The 17,870-nt window shown below is 69.0% G+C and carries 13 protein-coding genes; 6 read left to right on the top strand and 7 right to left on the bottom strand.

Features of this window, described 5'->3' with window-relative positions; translation table 11 throughout:
* The first annotated feature begins 250 nt into the window (after positions 1-250).
* From OG804_RS22120 to OG804_RS22105, 4 genes are read left to right on the top strand one after another with little or no spacing between them, the layout of a single operon-like run.
* Positions 251-1,468 (top strand): hypothetical protein, encoded by a 1,218-nt coding sequence (locus OG804_RS22120; RefSeq protein ID WP_328389456.1) that lies wholly within the window; start codon positions 251-253, stop codon positions 1,466-1,468.
* 12 nt (positions 1,469-1,480) lie between these two features.
* On the top strand, positions 1,481-2,692 hold the full coding sequence (locus tag OG804_RS22115; RefSeq protein WP_328389454.1) for an HpcH/HpaI aldolase/citrate lyase family protein: 1,212 nt from the start codon (positions 1,481-1,483) through the stop codon (positions 2,690-2,692).
* Positions 2,689-5,151 (top strand): phosphoribosyltransferase, encoded by a 2,463-nt coding sequence (locus tag OG804_RS22110; protein ID WP_328389452.1) that lies wholly within the window; start codon positions 2,689-2,691, stop codon positions 5,149-5,151. The genes OG804_RS22115 and OG804_RS22110 overlap by 4 nt, the downstream gene beginning before the upstream one ends.
* Complete coding sequence (locus OG804_RS22105) at positions 5,152-6,003, top strand: HAD family hydrolase (protein ID WP_442941597.1); 852 nt, start codon at positions 5,152-5,154, stop codon at positions 6,001-6,003.
* 76 nt (positions 6,004-6,079) lie between these two features.
* Here OG804_RS22105 and OG804_RS22100 read toward each other — a convergent pair whose 3' ends face one another.
* From OG804_RS22100 to OG804_RS22085, 4 genes are all read right to left on the bottom strand, one after another.
* On the bottom strand, positions 6,080-7,045 hold the full coding sequence (locus OG804_RS22100; RefSeq protein WP_328389450.1) for a DUF389 domain-containing protein: 966 nt from the start codon (positions 7,043-7,045) through the stop codon (positions 6,080-6,082).
* A 76-nt stretch (positions 7,046-7,121) separates the two neighbouring features.
* The gene (locus OG804_RS22095) at positions 7,122-7,886 is read right to left on the bottom strand and encodes an AIM24 family protein (RefSeq protein WP_328389448.1); all 765 of its coding nucleotides are present in this window, start codon (positions 7,884-7,886) and stop codon (positions 7,122-7,124) included.
* Positions 7,883-8,575 carry an AIM24 family protein gene (locus OG804_RS22090; RefSeq protein WP_328389446.1) on the bottom strand — a complete coding sequence of 231 codons (693 nt, stop codon included), beginning with the start codon at positions 8,573-8,575 and terminating at the stop codon, positions 7,883-7,885. The genes OG804_RS22095 and OG804_RS22090 overlap by 4 nt, the downstream gene beginning before the upstream one ends.
* Positions 8,576-8,578: 3 nt before the next feature.
* The gene (locus OG804_RS22085) at positions 8,579-9,202 is read right to left on the bottom strand and encodes an AIM24 family protein (RefSeq protein ID WP_328389444.1); all 624 of its coding nucleotides are present in this window, start codon (positions 9,200-9,202) and stop codon (positions 8,579-8,581) included.
* A gap of 203 nt (positions 9,203-9,405) precedes the next feature.
* Between OG804_RS22085 and OG804_RS22080 the strand changes: the two genes are divergently transcribed.
* Positions 9,406-10,758 (top strand): TerD family protein, encoded by a 1,353-nt coding sequence (locus tag OG804_RS22080; protein WP_328389442.1) that lies wholly within the window; start codon positions 9,406-9,408, stop codon positions 10,756-10,758.
* Positions 10,759-10,778: 20 nt separating this feature from the next.
* The gene (locus tag OG804_RS22075; protein ID WP_328389440.1) at positions 10,779-12,341 is read left to right on the top strand and encodes a TerD family protein; all 1,563 of its coding nucleotides are present in this window, start codon (positions 10,779-10,781) and stop codon (positions 12,339-12,341) included.
* A 54-nt stretch (positions 12,342-12,395) separates the two neighbouring features.
* Here the strand turns inward: OG804_RS22075 and OG804_RS22070 are convergent, their stop codons facing one another.
* From OG804_RS22070 to OG804_RS22060, 3 genes are all read right to left on the bottom strand, one after another.
* Positions 12,396-14,231, bottom strand: a complete 1,836-nt coding sequence (locus OG804_RS22070) for a glycosyltransferase family 87 protein (RefSeq protein WP_328398609.1) — start codon at positions 14,229-14,231, stop codon at positions 12,396-12,398.
* A gap of 110 nt (positions 14,232-14,341) precedes the next feature.
* The gene (locus OG804_RS22065) at positions 14,342-16,960 is read right to left on the bottom strand and encodes a transglycosylase domain-containing protein (RefSeq protein ID WP_328389438.1); all 2,619 of its coding nucleotides are present in this window, start codon (positions 16,958-16,960) and stop codon (positions 14,342-14,344) included.
* Between the two features lie 448 nt (positions 16,961-17,408).
* A complete protein-coding gene (locus tag OG804_RS22060; protein ID WP_328389436.1) occupies positions 17,409-17,822 on the bottom strand; it encodes a DUF5318 domain-containing protein in 414 nt (137 codons plus the stop codon).
* Positions 17,823-17,870 lie beyond the last annotated feature (48 nt).

Here is a 17,870-nt window from a genome sequence, read left to right as displayed (position 1 = left end):
TTCCCAGCATGTCCGTGATCGCCGGGTACGAAATACGACAGTAGTGGCTTTCGGCGAACTTGCGCAGAAACTCGGGCAAGCCCGACATCGGTCCGGGCACCCCGCGCGCCCGGATGGTTTGGTGCGACACGGTTTCGGGGCCCGCCGCCGCCGACCGGCCGCGTTGACTGCCTGCGGTGCGGTGCACGCCCGACCGGATGTCGTGACCTGCGGCGGCGCGTACACGGTGGGATCTCATACCATCGGGTCTGTGGCAGGCCGTAGGCGTGGATGGTTCCGGTCGGGGGAGGATCCGTGGTTCGAACAGGTCCGCTCGGCGCTGACGACGACGTTCCTGGACATGGACCGGCGGCAGTCGGCCGCCGACGCGGCCGTGGTCGCGTCCGAAGAGATCTTCCCGGAGCGGGAGCTGGGCCGCCGGTGGGCGCCGGTGCGCGATACCTGCTACGCGGCCGCGGCGGCCTATCTCGAGTTCACCGGTGCGCTCGACGAGGACGAAGAGGCCGGTACCCGCCGGCCCGACCGGCAACAGCGGGTGGACGCCGTGCTGCGCCAGTTGCGTGGGGCCGCGGAGGGGGTCGACCGGTTCTACCACGGTGACAAGGGCGCGCTGGAGGAAGCGGTCGCGGTGCGAGGAACAGTGCCCGAACTGGTCGACCGGGTCACCGCGGCCGCGGCGCGGGTTCGCGGAGTCGCGGCCGAATCCGAGTACGCCGGATACCCCTCTGTACATGCGGCCGCGACCGCCGTGGATGAGGCGCTCGTCACACTCGCCGCGTTACCCGCGGACGCGCGCGGCCGGGTCCGGGCGGCGGCGAACCGCTTGGCGGCCACCACCGGCGAATTGTCGGAAGCGTTGGCCCACGCCCCATCTCGCGCTGCAGCCGCCCGCAACGCGATCGCCTCGGTCACCACCCGGATCGCCGCGGTCCGCACGCGGGCCGAGCGGATCGGGCCCGCGCACTCGGCGCTGCTGCGTGAGTTCAATGCTGCGAGTTCGGCGGATCTGGCCGACAATGAGCGCACAAGCGAGCGTCATATCACCGCCGCGGACACCGCCCTCGCCGGGGCGCGCGCCGCCGCGGCCGAGCACAACCCGGAGCCGGCCCTTGACCTGACCACGACTGCACGCGGCCACCTCGCCGACGCCGAACAACTTGTCGACGCCGTGACAAAGCGGCTGGCCGAGTTGCGGGCGGTCCGCGACGATCCGCGCCAACGCGCCGAGGCCGTACGGTTCCGGCTCCGGGACGCTCAGATGCTGGCGGTCTCGCGGGGGCTGGTCGCCGAATGGGGTTCGGTACTCGACGCTCAGGTCGAACGCCTCGACAGGGTCACCGCATCGCTCACGGGGCGGCACCCCGATTATTGGGCGTATGTAAACGAACTCGACACCATCTCCGAATTCATTGCCGGGGTGGTCGAGCGGATGCGGAAACAACCACCACCGGGACAAAGACGAGGATGAGACGGGGGCTCGATGACCGCAGGCATGGCCGTCCGGCAGGAAATCTCCCTGCACAAACGGGTACCGCGCCGACATTTCAGGCAACTACAGGGTCCGGACGCCAGAGCCCTGTTCCACCGCCAACCGGAAACGCTCGACGATCACGCCGACCGGGAGACGCTGGCGGTGGCCTTGGGCGCCACACTGTATGTACCGGCCACCCGGACCGATCTGACGTCGACGATCGTCCGCCGCGCCGATCAAGGTGTGTGCTCGATGGTCATCGATCTCGAGGACGCTGTCGCAGACCACGAGGTAGAGGCCGCCAAACGGCAGACCGTGCGCACGCTCGACGAGCTGGCCGCCCGCCCGGATCCGAGCCCGCTGCTGTTCGTCCGGGTCCGTGACGCCGATACCGTCCCCGAACTGCTCGACCAGTTGGGCGCGGGTGCGCAGGTGCTCACCGGTTTCGTCTTCCCCAAGTTCGACAGCGCTTCGGCGCCCAAATACCTCGCCGCCCTGTCCGCCGCGGCGGCTCGGTCGGCCCGCCCTGTCTACGGGATGCCGGTGCTGGAGTCGGCGTCGCTGGTGCACCGGCAGACCAGGGATATCGAACTCACCCAGATCGCGGCGATACTGGCCGAGCACCGGGAGAACATTCTCGCCGTGCGGATCGGCGCGACCGATATGTGCGCCACCTTCGGCATCCGCCGCGACCGCGACCTGACCATCTACGATGTGCGGGTCATCGCGGATGTGATCGCCGATATCGTCAATTATCTGGGTCGCGCCGACGGCACGGGCTTCGTGATCACCGGGCCGGTCTGGGAGTATTTCGCCGACCATGAGCGGATGTTCCGGCCGCTGCTGCGCACCGCGCCGTTCGAGGAATCCGACGCGGTACCGTTCCGCAGCTACCTGGTGAGCCGCGACCTCGACGGGCTGCTGCGCGAGATCACGCTGGACCGGGCCAACGGCATCCAGGGCAAGACTGTCATCCACCCCTCGCATGTGGCGGCCGTGCACGCGCTGTCGGTGGTCACCCACGAGGAGTATTCGGATGCGCTGGACATCCTGCAGGTCGAGGTGGGCGGGGTCGCCGCGTCCGGTTACCGGAACAAGATGAACGAGATGCGGCCACACCGCAGCTGGGCCCGGCACACGCTGGCCCGGGCGCGGGTCTTCGGAGTGGCGAAGAAAGGAGTGTCCTTCGTGGATCTGCTATCGGCACTGGTGCAGGGATGAGTGCACGAACCGGCGGTGAGTCGTATTGGGCGACTCGCACTCTCGGTATCGAACTGCTGCATCGGAACACTTTCCGGTTCGGCGACACCCCCGATACGTTGCCGGACGAACCGGCGATCACCGAGCTGCTGCAACCCGGGCTCCGCAAGAATCCGCGGCGCGCCCATCTGCTGGTGTCCACGGTGCTGGGCAAACATCTGCCGACCGATCCGCTGCGGATCCGGGATTCGGGCAACCGGCTGGGCGATCTCGTCCGCGCGGTTCTCGGCGAACAGGACGCGGTGGTCCTCGGATTCGCGGAGACCGCTACCGGCCTCGGGCACTGTGTGGCGACCCGCATCGATGCCGCGTGCTACCTGCACTCGACCCGCCGGACGGTACCCGGGGCGGTGACGCTGACCGGCTTCGAGGAAGGGCATTCGCACGCGACCTCGCATCTGTTGCAGCCGATGCCGGGGGACGTGTTCACCGCCGGGCTGCCGCTGGTGCTGGTGGACGACGAGATCTCCACCGGCAATACCGCGCTGGAAGCGATTGCGGCGCTGCACGAATTCGAGCCGCGCACCCACTATGTGCTGGCCGCGCTGGTCGATATGCGGACGGAGGCGGACCGCGATCGGTTCGCGGCGGCGGCCGCCGAACTGGGCGCGCGCATCGATACGGTCTGCCTGGCGTCGGGCGGCATCGTCCTGCCGGACGGGCTGGTCGCCACCGTCGCGGAGCTGCCCGGGGCCGAACTCAATCCGGTCGCGGACCGGCGAGGCCGGTCCGCGCGACTCGATCTGCCCTGGCCGCCGGACGTACCCGAGGGCGGCCGGCACGGGTTCCTGCGTGCGGACCGCGCCGCCTTCGAACAGGCCACCACCGTGGCGGCGAAGATCCTGCGGGACCAGTTGGTGACCGAATACTCCGGCCGTCCGGTCGTCGTGCTCGCCCACGAGGAGTTGATGTATCTACCGCTGTGCCTGGCGGTGGCGACCGCCGAGTCCGGTGTTCCGGTGCGGTACCAGACCACTACCCGTTCGCCCGCGCATGTGCTCGACGAACCCGGTTATCCGCTGCGCCGCGGCTTCCGTTTCCCGGCTCCCGAATCGGGCGAGCAGCAGCCGCGCTATCTCTACAATGCCTGCTGGCCGGCCGAATCCGGCGCCGCCGCCGATCCGGTGCTGGTGTTCGTGGCCGATACTCCGGCCGACAGCGCACGCCTGTACGCCCCGGGCGGACTGGTGGACGTGCTCACCGCCGCGGGTTCCGACGTTCTGGTCGCGGTAGTTCCGGGTGCGGACCCACGAACCCTGGCCGCCGCGCGGTCGGGGCGCACGGTGGAGTTCGCCGGACCCGATCCGCTGTACGGTCCCGAATTCGGATCCTACGGCCGTGCCGATGTGGCCTGGCTGCTGAAGGATCTTTCCGGCGTCGACCTGGAAGCCGATATCGCATACCGGGAAGAGCGGATCCAGGCCGGGGTCGCGCACTACGCCGAATCACTGCCCATCGAATACCAGCCCGACGCGGCCTACCGCGAATTATTCGACCGGGTGCTGACCGAGAGCGCACAGCGGCTGGCGCTCGCGGTGGGAACGGTAGCCGAAGTCGTCGTCGCCGAACGCGGTACCGATATCGTGCTGGCGTCATTGGCCCGCGCCGGTACCCCCATCGGGATTCTCATCCGGCGCTGGCTGGCAACCGGGCACAATGCCCGCCCCGGCCTCGATATCCCGCATTACGCGGTGTCGATCGTGCGTGATCGCGGCATCGACTCCGTCGCACTGGACTATCTCGCCCACCATCACGATCCCGGTTCGGTGGTGTTCGTCGACGGCTGGACCGGAAAGGGCGCGATCGCGCGGGAACTCACCGAGGCGCTCGACGCCTATCACGCGGCGGGCGGCGCCCGGTTCGACGACGATCTCGCCGTGCTCGCCGATCCCGGCCACTGCGCGCGCACCTTCGGGACGCGCGATGATTTCCTGATCGCTTCGGCGTGCCTGAACTCCACGGTCTCCGGACTGGTTTCGCGCACGGTGCTCAACCGGGACCTGATCGGTCCGGACGAGTTCCACGGCGCCAAGTTCTATTCCGAACTCGGCGCCGATGACGCCTCGGCGCGGCTGATCGACACCGTCACCGCGGCTTTCGAAACCGTCCGTCCGCGGGTGGACGAGCAGGTCGCGGCGTTGCGGACCGGCGACCGCGCACCCACCTGGGCCGGTTGGGCCTCGGTGGAGCGAGTGCGGGCCGAGTACGGGATCGACACCGTCAACTTCGTGAAACCCGGGGTCGGGGAAACCACCAGGGTGCTGCTGCGGCGGGTGCCGTGGCGGGTGCTGGTCCGGGAACCCGATGCCGCCGAGCACGCGCATATCCGCTTGTTGGCGCAGGCCCGCGGGGTACCGGTGGAGGTAGTACCGGACCTGGCGTATTCGTGTATGGGTCTGATCAAGGATGTGCAGCGGTAGATGCCGGCCCCGAAACCGCTACTGGTAGCCACGGATCTGGATCGCACCATGATCTACTCCGGGGCTGCCGCCGGCGCGACCGAGTCGGCGACCGTGTGCGTGGAACATCTCGACGGCGCCCCGCTGTCCTATATGACCGCCCGGGGCGCCGACCGGATGCGCCGGCTCGCCGCCACGGCGGCGGTGCTGCCCACCACCACCCGGACCATCGCACAGTTCGGCCGGATCCGGTTTCCCGGTGAGCCCTGGCCGTACGCCGTCACCAGCAACGGCGGAAACATTCTCGTCGACGGCAGGCCCGACGGGCAGTGGCGCCGGAGAATCGACGCGGCGGTGCGGACCGGCGGCGCCACGCTCGCCGAGATCGCGACGGCGCTGCGCGCCCGGATCGACGATTCCTGGGTGCTCAAGTTCCGCGAAGCCGATGATCTCTTCTGCTATCTGGTGGTGGATCTCGCGGCGACCCCGGCCGATTTCGTCAGCGAATGGGATACCTGGTGCCGGGACCGTGGCTGGTCCGCGTCCCGGCAGGGACGCAAGATCTACACGATGCCGACGGCGGTGTGCAAGAGCCGGGCGGTGGCCGAGGTCCGTGCCCGGCTCATCGCGTCGGGTCGCCTGGACGCGGCGGCGCCGACACTCGCCGCCGGTGACGGCGCCCTGGACGCCGAAATGCTCGTCGCCGCCGATCACGCCATCCGGCCCCGGCACGGCGAACTCGAAGAACTCGGCTGGCAGCGGCCCGGCCTGATCGTCACCGCCGCCACCGGAATCGCGGCGGGCGCGGAGATCATCGACTGGTTCACCGCCGCGCTGCCCGACCAGGTGCTCGCGGCCGAACCGACGTCCTAGCTGCCTGCTCGCTCGTGTGCGCTCGAGCACGCTGGTCCTCTTCTCGCGCACCCGGATCGAGCCCGGCACGACCGAGTCAGAGCATGCGCCGCCGGGCCCGGGCCTGCGCGCGGGCCCGGCGCAGCGAGACCCGCGACCACACGAGGTCCTGCAACGCCAGGGTCGCCCAGCCCGCCAGCGCCATCCCGGCCAGGTTGACCGCCAATTGCAAGGTGCTGCCCCAGATGGCCGATCCGACGCCGAATGCCAGTCCCAGCGCGATATTGCCGGCCGCGGGCACGGTGGTGACCGAGATGAAGACCCCGACCAGCGCTCCCGACTTCGACGAGGTCAGGGATAGCACCCCGGCCGCCGCCGCGATCAGCGCGACGATGAACGACCATTTATCGGGCGTGTAGACGAAGGCGGTCTCCGGCCGGTCCCCGGTCACCGCCTCGATGGTGATCCAACCCAGCCCGCGCCCGACCAGGACGAGAGCGAAAGCGATGGCGATCGCCGCCGCGAAGCCCGCGAGCAAGGTGGCGACCGCGCGCCCGAACAACGCGGCCCGGCGCCGGACCAGCGCCACGCCCAGGGCGGCGATCGCGCCGAACTCCGGCCCCAGCACCATCGCGCCGATGATCAGGATCTGCGAATCCACCACGATCGCGATACTGGCCAGGGCGGTCGCCAGCGTCATGAAACTCAGGTAGGTCCAGTTGAGTTCGGTTTCCTCATAGGAGCGCTGAGTTACGTCCGCCCAGATCACGGCGTCGGAACTGTAACCGGGAGTGCGTAATTCGGCGAGATATCCGGACAGCGACATCCAGGTGTGCACCGGTTGCAGTTCGATACTTCCGTGATGGTGCAAGCCGGTGGCGCGGAGGCGTTCGAGGATATCGTTGGCGGCTTCGCGGGCCAGGTCGGCCAGCACGATATCGCCCGGCGGCCGTATCGCGCTGCCCCGTAGCACCGCCAGTCCGCTGACGGCGTCGTCGGCTTCGAGGATCGCCACCACGTCGTCGGTGAGCTCGGCCGGAGCCATTATCCGCAGATGCAGCATCCGCCAAGTCTGCACGGGCGGCCGCGCGGTGCGCAGTCCGACGGGTCCGGCCGCACCGGACAGCCCGCTCAGCCGGTCAGTACCCCTGCTGCTGACCCGCGAGCTGCCCGGCGATGACCCCTTGCAGACGTTGCAGGCCGGGTACCGTGATCCCGCTCTGCAGCTGCCCCTCGATGGTGCGGATCAGGGCGGAGTCGCTCAGCACTTTCTCGCTCGACTGGATGAGTACGGTTCCGGCGCCGGTGAAATCGAACTGCCGCTCCTCACCGGAGTTGACACCGAACGCGGCCGCGCCCGCGGCCAGGAAACCCGATACCCAACGCTGGTCGTAGTGGTGGCTGGGTGAGGGGCAGTCGGCCCAGCCCACCAGCGATTCCGGATCTACGCGCAGCGGCGGTTCGGCGAAGATCACCGGGCCGTTCGACGACGCCAGGAACTTCCCGGTGCCGATCAGCGTCAGGAACCCGGGCACGATCGACTGGTTCAGCGACAGCCCCGGCTCGAAGGCGAGCAGGTTCGCCGCGCGGATGGTGAGGTTGCCGTCGTCGAGGTCGTAGGAGTTGATGTCGTAACCGCGGTCGCCGATCAGCAGTTTGCCCTGCCCCTCGGCCACCACATAGTCGCCGGTGAACAGCGGCGCGGAGAACTGATGCGCCACCATGTGCAGGAGCTGGCCTTGCAGGCCGTGGGTGAGTGCCTGGAATCGCATCTGCCCGTAGTAGGCGATCATCGCGCCCTTGCGCATGAACCACGGCTTCGTGAGATCGATGCAGTAGGCGTAGCTGTTGCCGGGGACGTTATCGCTTTCCCCGAGATTCATCGGGTTGAGGATCTCGCTCACAGTTTCTCCTCCGACGCCTGCACGTACACCGTGCCCTGACCCGCGCACTGCAGTTGCACGGCCTCACCGGATCCGCGGCCGACGGCGTCCCGCCAGCTCACCGCGGCTTTCAGGTCGGTCTGCACATTTCCGTAGGAGGCGATGAACGCCTGCGGGTCCACGACCACCGGATTCGGCCCGCCCACCGGCAATTCGAGGAAACCGCCGTGCGCCAGCAGTACCGCGCTGCCCTGCCCGGACAGCTGGGTGGTGAACATGCCCTGGCCGGTCAGCGCGCCGGATGCGGCGCCACGCAACGCGCCCATGAGGCCCCCGCCGCCTCCGCCGCCGGAACCGGCCACCGATACCACCGAGGTCTGTAATCCGGCGGTGTAGGAGAGCAGCCGGGATGCCTCCACCTGGAGCACCGCCCCCGGCTGCACGGCGACCACGTGCACTTCCAGTCCGGCGAACCCGTAGTGGACGCGACCGGTGCCCTGGGCGAGCATGGTGCGCTGGTGCTCCCCGGCCATCATCCGGCCGGCCATCCGGACCAGACCGCCGCCGCCCATCCCGCCGCCGCCCGGTATCTCGTGCGGGGCGAACGACACGTCGCCGGTGTAGAACAGCATGCCGCCCGCCCGGGCGACCACACCGCCCGCCATACCGATATCGACCGCGACGACCTTGGAATTGATCTTCTCGAACATGCCCTACCGTTCCGCCGGTTGGATCGAGACCACGCCCTGGCCGTCCCAGCGCAGCGAGAAAGCCTCTCCGCCATCGTGTCCCAGCACCGAACGCCACGAGACGTCGGTGACGAACGACTGGTTGAGATTGCCGCGCGCGGCGACGAACGCGTCGGGGTCCACCACCAGCGGGAACTGGGGTGAGACCTCCAGGTGGATGAGCGGGCCGCCCGCCGAGAGCAGCGCGACCTGGCCCTGGCCGCTGACCGTGGTGGTGAACAGTCCCTGACCGCTGGACGCCCCGCGCACTCCGGCGAACCGCACATCGGTGCGCAGATTCCCGGCGAAGGCGAGCAACTGCTGCGATTCGACCTGCAGGGTCTCGTTGTTCAGGTTCACCACCGAGACGTACTGGCCGTTGACGGCCAGGAACACCCGCCCCTGTCCGCCGCATTCCATCAGCGACAACTTCTCGCCGGTGGCCCGGCGTTTCATCCCCGCGAGCACACCGTCACCGCCACCGAACCCGGCCGATTTGAACTGCACGGCGCCCTCGTAGGCGACCATCGAGCCGGAGATGGCGCGGATACTGGTGTTCGCGAGGTGTGCCTCGATCACCTTCTTCGACTGTTCGAAGAGTTGTGCCATGCGAAAATCGCCTGTCGTCGCCGCCCCGAGCACCGGACAGCGGCCGGTGCTCTTCCGTCGCCGTCACCTTAATGTGCGCGGTGGGACACAGTCCATCGGTCGGCGATACCATGTCCCGTTCGCCACCTGTGTTAACGCGATTCGTGGTCGGCACGTTTCTCGTAGAGTGGCATGCATACGCACCGACAAGCGAAGGGTCTGACTTGTCCGCAACACTCGCCAAGGGCCAGAACGGTCCACTGGCCACGAACGACGTGGTGGTCTCCATCCAGTTGGCGGCTCCGGCCGATCTGTCCGCACTATTGGTCACCGAGCAGGGCAAAGTCCGGACCGACGCGGATTTCGTCTTCTACAACCAGCCCAGCGGTCCCGGGGTGGACCTGCGGCCGGGCCCGGCCGGGCAGCCCGCGTCACTGGCCGTGAACCTCAGCGCGGTGCCCGCCGATATCGCGCAGGTACGGGCGGTGATCACACTCGACGACCCGAATACCAGTTTCGGGCAGTTCGCGCCCCCGGTCGCCGCCGTATCCGATCAGTCCGGGGCCCAACTGTTCGAGTACCGCATCGACGGGCTGGCTTCCGAGTCGATCGTGATCGCGCTCGAACTGTACCGGCGCCAGGGGACATGGAAGGTGCGGGCGGTCGGCCAGGGCTATGCCGGTGGTTTCGCGGCGCTGGTCACCGACCACGGTGTCACGGTGGACGATTCCCCGGCCGAGACGCAGACCGCCGCGGCTCCGCCCGCGTCCCAGGCCCCACCACCCCCGCCGCAGCCCGTACGGCAGAGCGCGCCCCCGCCGCCCCAGCAGGCCTACCCCACGCAGCCGCCGCCGGCCGCACCCTACCCGCCGCCGGCCGCGCCTTACCCGCCGCAGGGTGGCGGCTACCCGCCGCCGCCGGGTCCCGGGTATCCCCAGCAGCCCGGCCAGCCCGCGCCCACCCAGCAGCATCCGACCGAGATCAGCCTCAGCAAGACCGGCCCGGTGAGCCTGCAGAAAGGTCAGCGGGTCAGTCTCCGGAAGGAGGACGGCGCGGCGCTCACCTTCGTGAAGATGGGTCTGGGCTGGGATCCGGTGCAGCAGCGCGGCATGTTCGGCAGCCGCACCGTGGATATCGACCTCGACGCCTCGGTAATGATGTTCGCCGATATGAACCCGGTGGATGTCGCCTACTACGGCCAGCTGACCTCGAAGGACGGCTCGATCCGCCATCAAGGTGACAACCTCACCGGCGAGGGCGCGGGCGACGACGAGGTGATCCTGGTCGACCTCACCCGCGTCCCGGCGCACGTCAACAGCTTGATCTTCGTCGTGACCTCCTACAAGGGGCACACTTTCGGTCAGGTGCAGAACGCGTTCTGCCGCTTGATCGACGGTGCCAGCAATGCCGAGATGGCGCGGTATTCGCTCACCGGCGGTACCCCGACCACGGCGATGGCGATGGCGAAGCTGTTCCGGGTCGGCGGCGATTGGAAGATGCAGGCCATCGGCGAGGGCTTCAACGCCAAACATCCCGGTGAGGCGATTCCGCAGGTGGGTCGGTTCCTGGGGATATGAGCGGTCGCGGGGGACAGGATATGACGCAGTTGCAGGCTGGGCAGAACATACCGCTCAACGGCGGGGTCGCCCGGTTCCAGGTGAACGCGGCGGTACCGCTGACGGTTTCGGCGCTGGTGGTCGCGGGCGATCTGCGGGTCGGTTCGGCAGCCGATGTGCTGGTGACGGAGCGGCCGACCGGCCCGGGCGTCCGGGTCGACCACGGGGGCGCCACGGTGGTCGTCACCCCGGCGGATGTGCGCGCCGACGCCCAGGCGGTGCTCCTGGTGGCCGCCGCGCAGAGCGGAATCGGGGTGGTGACCGCGCAGCTGTCCGAGAACGATATTCCGGTGGCCGAGTTCGTGATCGCTCCGCAGGCCGGGGAAACCGCCCTGATCTGCTTCGAACTGTATCGGCGCGCAACGGCCTGGAAGCTGCGCGCGGTAGGCCAGGGCTACGCCGGTGGTATCGGGGAACTGTTGCGGGCGCACGGGGCGGACGGCTATGTGACGCCCGCACCCGCGACGGCGGCCGCCGCTGCCACCGTGCTCGACGCGACTGTCGTCTCCCCGGCCGGGGTGACCGCTTCGGCCGAGGTCACGCCGATCGAGGTCGGACACGGGCTGGAACGACTCTGGATGATCTTCGAGGACGCGGCGCGGTCGGCGGCGGCGCTCGAATTGGCGCGCGGCTACGCGGCCGAACGGCTCGACCAGGAACTCTCGGCCGCGGTATCCGATCCCGCCACGCGCAACACACCTGCCGCGGACGCGGCGCGTGCCGAGGCCCAACGGCGTCACGATGAACTCACGGCCACCGCCGAGAGCAGCTACCGGCGCGACAGTATCCAATTGCGGGGCGAACTGAACGAGGCCGACGCGGTCCTGCCCGCGGCGCTGGCCTCGTGGCACTCACCGGCCTGGGATCGACCGGCCGCCCCGGCGGACGGTATCCGGCTCGGTGAGCTCTACGCCCTCGACCGGGGTGAGCTCCGGGTCCCGTACTGTGTGCCGGTGCCGTTGAACCGGCCGCTGTGGGTGGATACGGAATCGTCGGCCGCGGTGGCGCCGGTGGTCGGCGCTCTGCTGGCCCGGCTGCTGCGCGCCGCGCCGGGCCGCCGCACCGTGGTCGACATCATCGATCTCACCGGCGCTTTCACCGGTTTCACCGGGATGCTGGCACCGGTACTGGCGGGTCCGCCGATCACCGATCACTCCGATATCTCGCCGCGACTGCAACAACTGGTCGATGCCGCCGAACTCGCGGAGATGGCCCACAACTCCGGGCAGGGCGCCCCGCCCGCCGAGCACCGCATCTTGCTGGCCGCGGATTTTCCGCACGGCTACCAGGCCGCGGACGCGCAGCGGCTGGTGGCGCTGGTCGCCCGCGGCGATCTGATAGGTCTGTCGACGGTGATCCTGGGCGGCAACGAATCCGAGTCCGGCGACAGCACAGTGGCCACGCTGTCGCGAGCCTGCCGTCATCTGCCGACTGTCACCGGAACCCCGCTGTTCGATCCGTGGACCGGTAACGCCTGGCAGTTGGATCTGGATCTGCTGCCGCACGAACCCGAACAGCGGGCGCGGATTCTGCGGGCGTGCTGAGCCGGGGGGCGCCCGCGGTATCGAGATCGGCTCCAGAGCACCGGGGTCCGGGGATCAGACCGATCGTGCGGGCGGCTGGGCAGCCACCGGATCCGAGGTGCGCGCGACCGGTTCCCGGTGTGGCGGAATCGGTTGCGCCGCGGGTGCGGTGTCCCGGCGGGGTGCGCGTGCGGCGGTCGCCGCACCGGTCCAGTGGGTATCCAGGGAGATCTGCGGGCGCAATACTTCCGGGAGCCACGGCAGCAGCGGGTCCGGGGCGCGATCGACCACTCCGCCGACGGGATCGTCGAGGTAGTCGCGCCGCACCAGATCCTCATCGGATCGGTAGATCTGCCGGATGATCAACCCGCACAACCCGATCACCGCCACATCGCGCAGCAGGACCGTCGCGGTGAACCACTGTTCCGGCAGGCCCTTGCGGTCGATACCGAGGTAGTAGAACATGCGCGGCGCCCACACCAGGGCGTCGATCGTCATCCACGCCAGCAGCAGTCGCCGATGTGGCAGCGCCAGCACCGCGATCGGCACCAGCCACAGCGAGTACTGCGGGCTCCACACCTTGTTGGTCAGCAGGAAAGCCGCGACCACCAGGAAGCACAGCTGTGCCAGCCGGGGCCGGCGCGGCGCGGTCAGGCCGATGTAGGCGATTCCCAGGCATGCCGCGACGAACAGCAACAGGGACACCATATTGAGGATGGATGGTGTTTCCCCGTGCCGCAGCACACCGTCGAAACCGGACCAGCCGGTGAACGACATCACCACGTTGTACAGCGAATCGGGGTCGGCGTGGCGCGTGGTGTTGAGCCGGAAGAACTCCCGCCAACCGTCCGGGTACAGCAGCGCGATCGGCAGATTCACCAGCACCCAGGTGACCATCGCGGCGCCGGTGGTCAACCCGGCGGCGCCGAGCGGCCGGTCGGCGAGCAGCCGGACCCGGGCGGGGAGTCCGGCGCACCAGGCGCGCAGCGCCGCGGCACTGTCGATATCGCGCAGCCGGGTAGCCAGGTGTGACCGCGGAATGCGCTGCATCGTGTCGGCGCGCAGGCACAGCACCAGGATCGGACCCAATAGCAGCAGCGGATACAGTTTCGCCGCGCCACCCAGACCCAGCAGGACACCGGCCAGCAGCGGCCGCCGCCGGGCCCAGGCCAGCAGGCCCAGCGCCGCGAACGCGGTGGCGAGAAAATCGAAATTGGTGAAGGCGTGCACGATCACCAGCGGCGAACACGCCACCAGCGCCGCGTCCCAGACCCGTCGTCCGGACAGCAGCGCCGTCGCCCAGACGGTGACCAGCCAGGCCACCGCCAGACCCAGCGCCACCACATTGAAGTACAGGACCACCTGGAGCGCGCCCGGCAGCGGGCTCGCGTCCCAACTCTTGGCCACCAGCATGGATACGTACTGGTACATGCCCGACAGCACCGGATACTCCATATGCCGGATCTCGGTATCGCCGCCGGGAGCTTCCTCCACCCAGGACTTCTTGTACGGGAATGCGCCCTCGTTGAGTCGTTCGGCCCCGTAGAGCGGCACGGTGTCCGAGTAGCACATGGCCGTGTACTGGCGGCCGTTGTTCCAGTCGAGGGTGAGCAGGCCGTTCGAGGTGGTGGTCTGCTGGATGCAGCCGGCCTTGGCGAACCAGCCGAGCGCCAGGAAGACGACGGTGAAGGCCAACAGCACCCGCATCGGAGTCCAGAAGCGGGTCCGTCCGATGAGGGCGTGGTCGCCGACCGGGCCGCCCACCACGGTGCACAACTGGGCGGTCATCGAATCGTTGCGGCTCGGTTTGTCGCGGGCGTCGGCCGAGCGCAGATCGCGGGCGAGCGGGGCGGGTGAGTCGTACCCGGCGACCACAGCGGCCCGGCGGGTTCTCCCGTTACCGGGATCCACCCCGTCGTCCGGCCCACCCACCAGTCGCTGCTCGCTCACGGCATCCGACGTTACCTGTTACCGGGGGCCGGGCCGGGACCGAGCCGGGCCCCCGGACGGTGTTCGAGGTTCTATCCGTCGTCGCCGTCGTCGCCCTCGTCCCCGGGACCACCGCCGTCACCGCCGCTGTCGGTGCCTCCGGCGGCGTTCGGGGCCTGGGTGATCGTGGGCGACGAACCGGTCGGTTGTCCGGCTGTCGGCTGTCCGGGCATCGGTCCCGCGCCATTGTTGTTGTTGCCCTGTGGCTGGTTCTGCGGTTGCGTCTGACTGCGCGGGTTGGGCTGCACTCCGGGGACGGGGATGGTGATACCGGGCAGGATCTCGACCTGGCTCGGCTGGATCACCACCGGCGGCTCGAAAGTCGGCATCGTCGTCGACGGCGCCGTATAAGGGGCTGTCCACTTCGGTACACCGGCCTGGCCCTTGATGGGCGCGGGTTTGGGGAACTTCTCGATGGGCGTGCCCTCGAGGGCCCCGTCCATCGTGCCCTTCCAGATATCCGACGCCAGGCCGGAACCGTAGATCATCGCGCCGCCGTAGTTGCGCAGCGGCGAGTTGTCGGTACTGCCCACCCAGACCGCGGTGGCCAGTGACGGCGTGTAGCCCACCATCCACACGTCCTTGTTCTCCCCGGTCTCACCCAACTGCGCGGTACCGGTCTTGGCGGCCGAGGGACGACCTCCGGCGAGCCCGTGGTTGCGGGAATATTGGGCGATCGGTTCCATGGCCGCCGTGACATTGTCGGCGACTGCCTCCGAGACCCGCCGCTCTCCGGCGACGTCGCCGCGATCGAGCAGCACCGTACCGTCCGCGGATACGACCTTGGTCACGAAATGCGGCTTGTGGTAGGTACCCGATGCCGCCAGCGTCGCGTAAGCCGATGCCATGTCCAGGGGCCGGGCCTGGTACTGGCCGAGCACGATCCCGTTGTTCGGACCGGCGCCGCCGGGTTCTGTCAACGTGGGGCCGACTCCGGGAAGTTCCTCCGGAATCCCCAGTTTGTGCCCCATATCGGCGATCTTCTGCGGGCCGTTCTGCATTTCCAGCTGCATCCGGTAGAAGCTGGTGTTCAGCGACCGCTTGAGGGCCTCGGCGATCGTGCAGGTGCCGCACTGCTCGCCCTCGACATTGGTGATATCGATACCGTTCACCGTGATCGGCGCGCTGTCGTACATCTGGGACAGCGGGACACCGTTCTCCAGGTTCTGCGCCAGGCCGATCACCTTGAACGAGGAGCCGGTCTGCAGGGCGGCGTTGGCGAAGTCGTAGCCGTAACCGTCCTCGCCGCCGTAGTAGGCGCGTACCGCACCGGATTTCGGGTCGATCGAGGCCACCGCGGTCCGCAGCTTGTCCGGCTCGCCCTCCATGTTCTTGTGGACGGAGTCGAGCGCGGACTTCTGTGCCTGCGCGTCGATGGTCGTGGTGATCTGCAGACCGGAGGTGTTCATCTGCTGTTCGCTGATACCGGCCTCGGAGAGTTCGCGCAGCACTTGCGCTTTGATATGGCCCTCCGGTCCGGTGGCTTCGGTCTTCTGACCGGCCATCGACGACGGCACCACGGCGGGGTAGGTGAAGCCCGCACGTTCGGTCCGGTCGAGATTGCCGCCGGCGACCATACCGTCGAGCACATAGTTCCAGCGGGTCTTGGCGCCTTCCGGATTGGATTCCGGGTCCAGCAGCGAGGGGAGCTGGATGGTCGCGGCGAGTACCGCGCCCTCGGCCGGCGTCAATTCCTGCACCGGTTTGTTGAAGTAGGCCTTGGACGCGGCATCGATTCCGTAGGCGCCGCGCCCGAAATAGATGGTGTTCAGGTAGGCGGTGAGGATCTCGTCCTTACTCCACTGCCGGGCCATCTTCGCCGAGATCACCAGCTCGTGCAGCTTACGGGTGAGGCTGTGTTCGTCGCCGACCAGCGCGTTCTTCACGTACTGCTGGGTGATCGTCGAACCACCACCGGCGCTTTCCCGGCCGAGCACATTGTCGCGCGCCGCTCGCATGAAACCGGATATCGAGAATCCGGGGTTGCTGTAGAAGTCACGGTCCTCGGCCGCGATCACGGCATTGCGCACATGCGGTGGAATCTGATCGATCGTCACATCGGTGCGGTTGCCCTGCGGGGGCACGACCCGGGTGATCTCCGTTTCGCCGTCGGCCGCGAGAATCGTTGCGACCTGGTTGGTTTTGAGATCGCCGGGTTCGGGAACCGACACCGTGGAGTACGCGATCAGGAAGACGGTGCTCGGTACCACGATGGCCAGCGCGACCAACACGTAGGTGACCCGCCGCGCGATCTTCCACCAGTTCCTGCGCTTCTGGCCCGGTCCGCGGCCGTCGGGCCCGCCGGGGCCGCCGCCGCGGCCGCCCGGCCGTCGTGGCGGCGCTCCGCCACCGGGACCGGAGCGGCCCGGTGTCCGGCTGTCCGAGCCGGTGGCCCGGCGCTCACCGGTATTCGAGCCGGGCCGGCCCGTTACCGGTCGCGGGCCGGTCGCGGGCCGGTCGCGTCGTGTGGTTTCGGTGGGCGCACCGGGCTGTGCGACCTTCGCGGTGGTTTGTTCGCCGCGCGGCGCGCCGGGCTCACCCGGCCGGCCCATGCGCTGGGTCGGCTGATTCGGCGGCTGTCCCTGCGGCGGTCGGCCCGGCGGCGGGCCGGGCCGCTGCGGCGGTTGCGCACCGCGCGGCGCACCGGGCATCCCGCCGGTGTTCGGACCCGGACGTCGCCCATCGGGGCCCGGCCGTGGACCCGGCGCCGGTGGGTGCCCGGGATTCGCCGGCCGTGGGCCGTTCGGTCCGGGACGCGGCCCGTTCGCGACGGGACGTGGACCCGTCACCGGTCCCGGTCGTGGCCCGTTCGGTCCCGGCCGCGGCCCGCCGGGCCCCGGTGGGCGTCCACCCGGGCCGGGGCGTGGTGCGTTCGCGTTCGGTACGGGACCGCGGTTCGGCGCCGCCCCGGGACGGGGTTGCGGCTCTCGACCCGGAAGCGGTCCGCGCTGGGTACGACCACCGCGCGGGTCATCGCCGGGTGGGGTCTCGTAGGGCGAAGTCACTGACAAGGTCTCCAAAGCTCGTATCGGTCTGATGGGCTCGCGTCACAGCCCCCCGCGGGGCCGACGCGTGCACCATCGGCGGGCCGGGTGGTGCCTATTCCGCAGCGGTGCGCCGGTTCACCCGGGAGCCGGAACGCCGCCGCTCCGGCGTCTTCCCGAGTACATAGGACTGCACCAGATGATTCCAGCTGCACGTCCGGCACACCTCGACTACGTGAACCGAGAATTCCTCTCGGGTCTCGGCCAGGCGTACCAGTTCTTCCGGGCTGCGCGCGGAACCCGCGACCGGCCCTAGGCCGTCGCCGTAGACCCAGGATACGAGGGTGAGTTGTTCCTTCCGGCAGATAGGGCATGTGACCTCGCTCCCCCGGCCGTGAAATTTGGCCGCACGCAGCAGGTAGGGATTAGCGTCACATACCTCGGCGACATCGACACGGCCCGCATAGACGTCAGCCAGCAGCGACTTGCGCCGGAGCGCATAGTCCACCACTTGCCGCTGAATTCGCACGCTCCCAGAGTAGCGGTGTTGTATTTGCGCCGCCCGCGCCCGCATTGG

The sequence above is a fragment of the Nocardia sp. NBC_00416 genome, assembly GCF_036032445.1.
Taxonomy (GTDB): Bacteria; Actinomycetota; Actinomycetes; order Mycobacteriales; family Mycobacteriaceae; genus Nocardia.
Note: the sequence above shows the minus strand (reverse complement) of the source record. Positions and strands in the feature narration are given on the sequence as shown.

What these genes read in the sequence shown, in the direction of transcription:
- OG804_RS22075 (WP_328389440.1), top strand. Translation starts at nt 10,779, where the DNA reads ATGACGCAGTTGCAGGCTGGGCAGAACATACCGCTCAACGGCGGGGTC.
- OG804_RS22085 (WP_328389444.1), bottom strand. Translation starts at nt 9,202, where the DNA reads ATGGCACAACTCTTCGAACAGTCGAAGAAGGTGATCGAGGCACACCTC.
- OG804_RS22100 (WP_328389450.1), bottom strand. Translation starts at nt 7,045, where the DNA reads ATGCTGCATCTGCGGATAATGGCTCCGGCCGAGCTCACCGACGACGTG.
- OG804_RS22090 (WP_328389446.1), bottom strand. Translation starts at nt 8,575, where the DNA reads ATGTTCGAGAAGATCAATTCCAAGGTCGTCGCGGTCGATATCGGTATG.
- OG804_RS22105 (WP_442941597.1), top strand. Translation starts at nt 5,152, where the DNA reads ATGCCGGCCCCGAAACCGCTACTGGTAGCCACGGATCTGGATCGCACC.
- OG804_RS22115 (WP_328389454.1), top strand. Translation starts at nt 1,481, where the DNA reads ATGACCGCAGGCATGGCCGTCCGGCAGGAAATCTCCCTGCACAAACGG.
- OG804_RS22110 (WP_328389452.1), top strand. Translation starts at nt 2,689, where the DNA reads ATGAGTGCACGAACCGGCGGTGAGTCGTATTGGGCGACTCGCACTCTC.
- OG804_RS22065 (WP_328389438.1), bottom strand. Translation starts at nt 16,960, where the DNA reads ATGCCCGGTGCGCCGCGCGGTGCGCAACCGCCGCAGCGGCCCGGCCCG.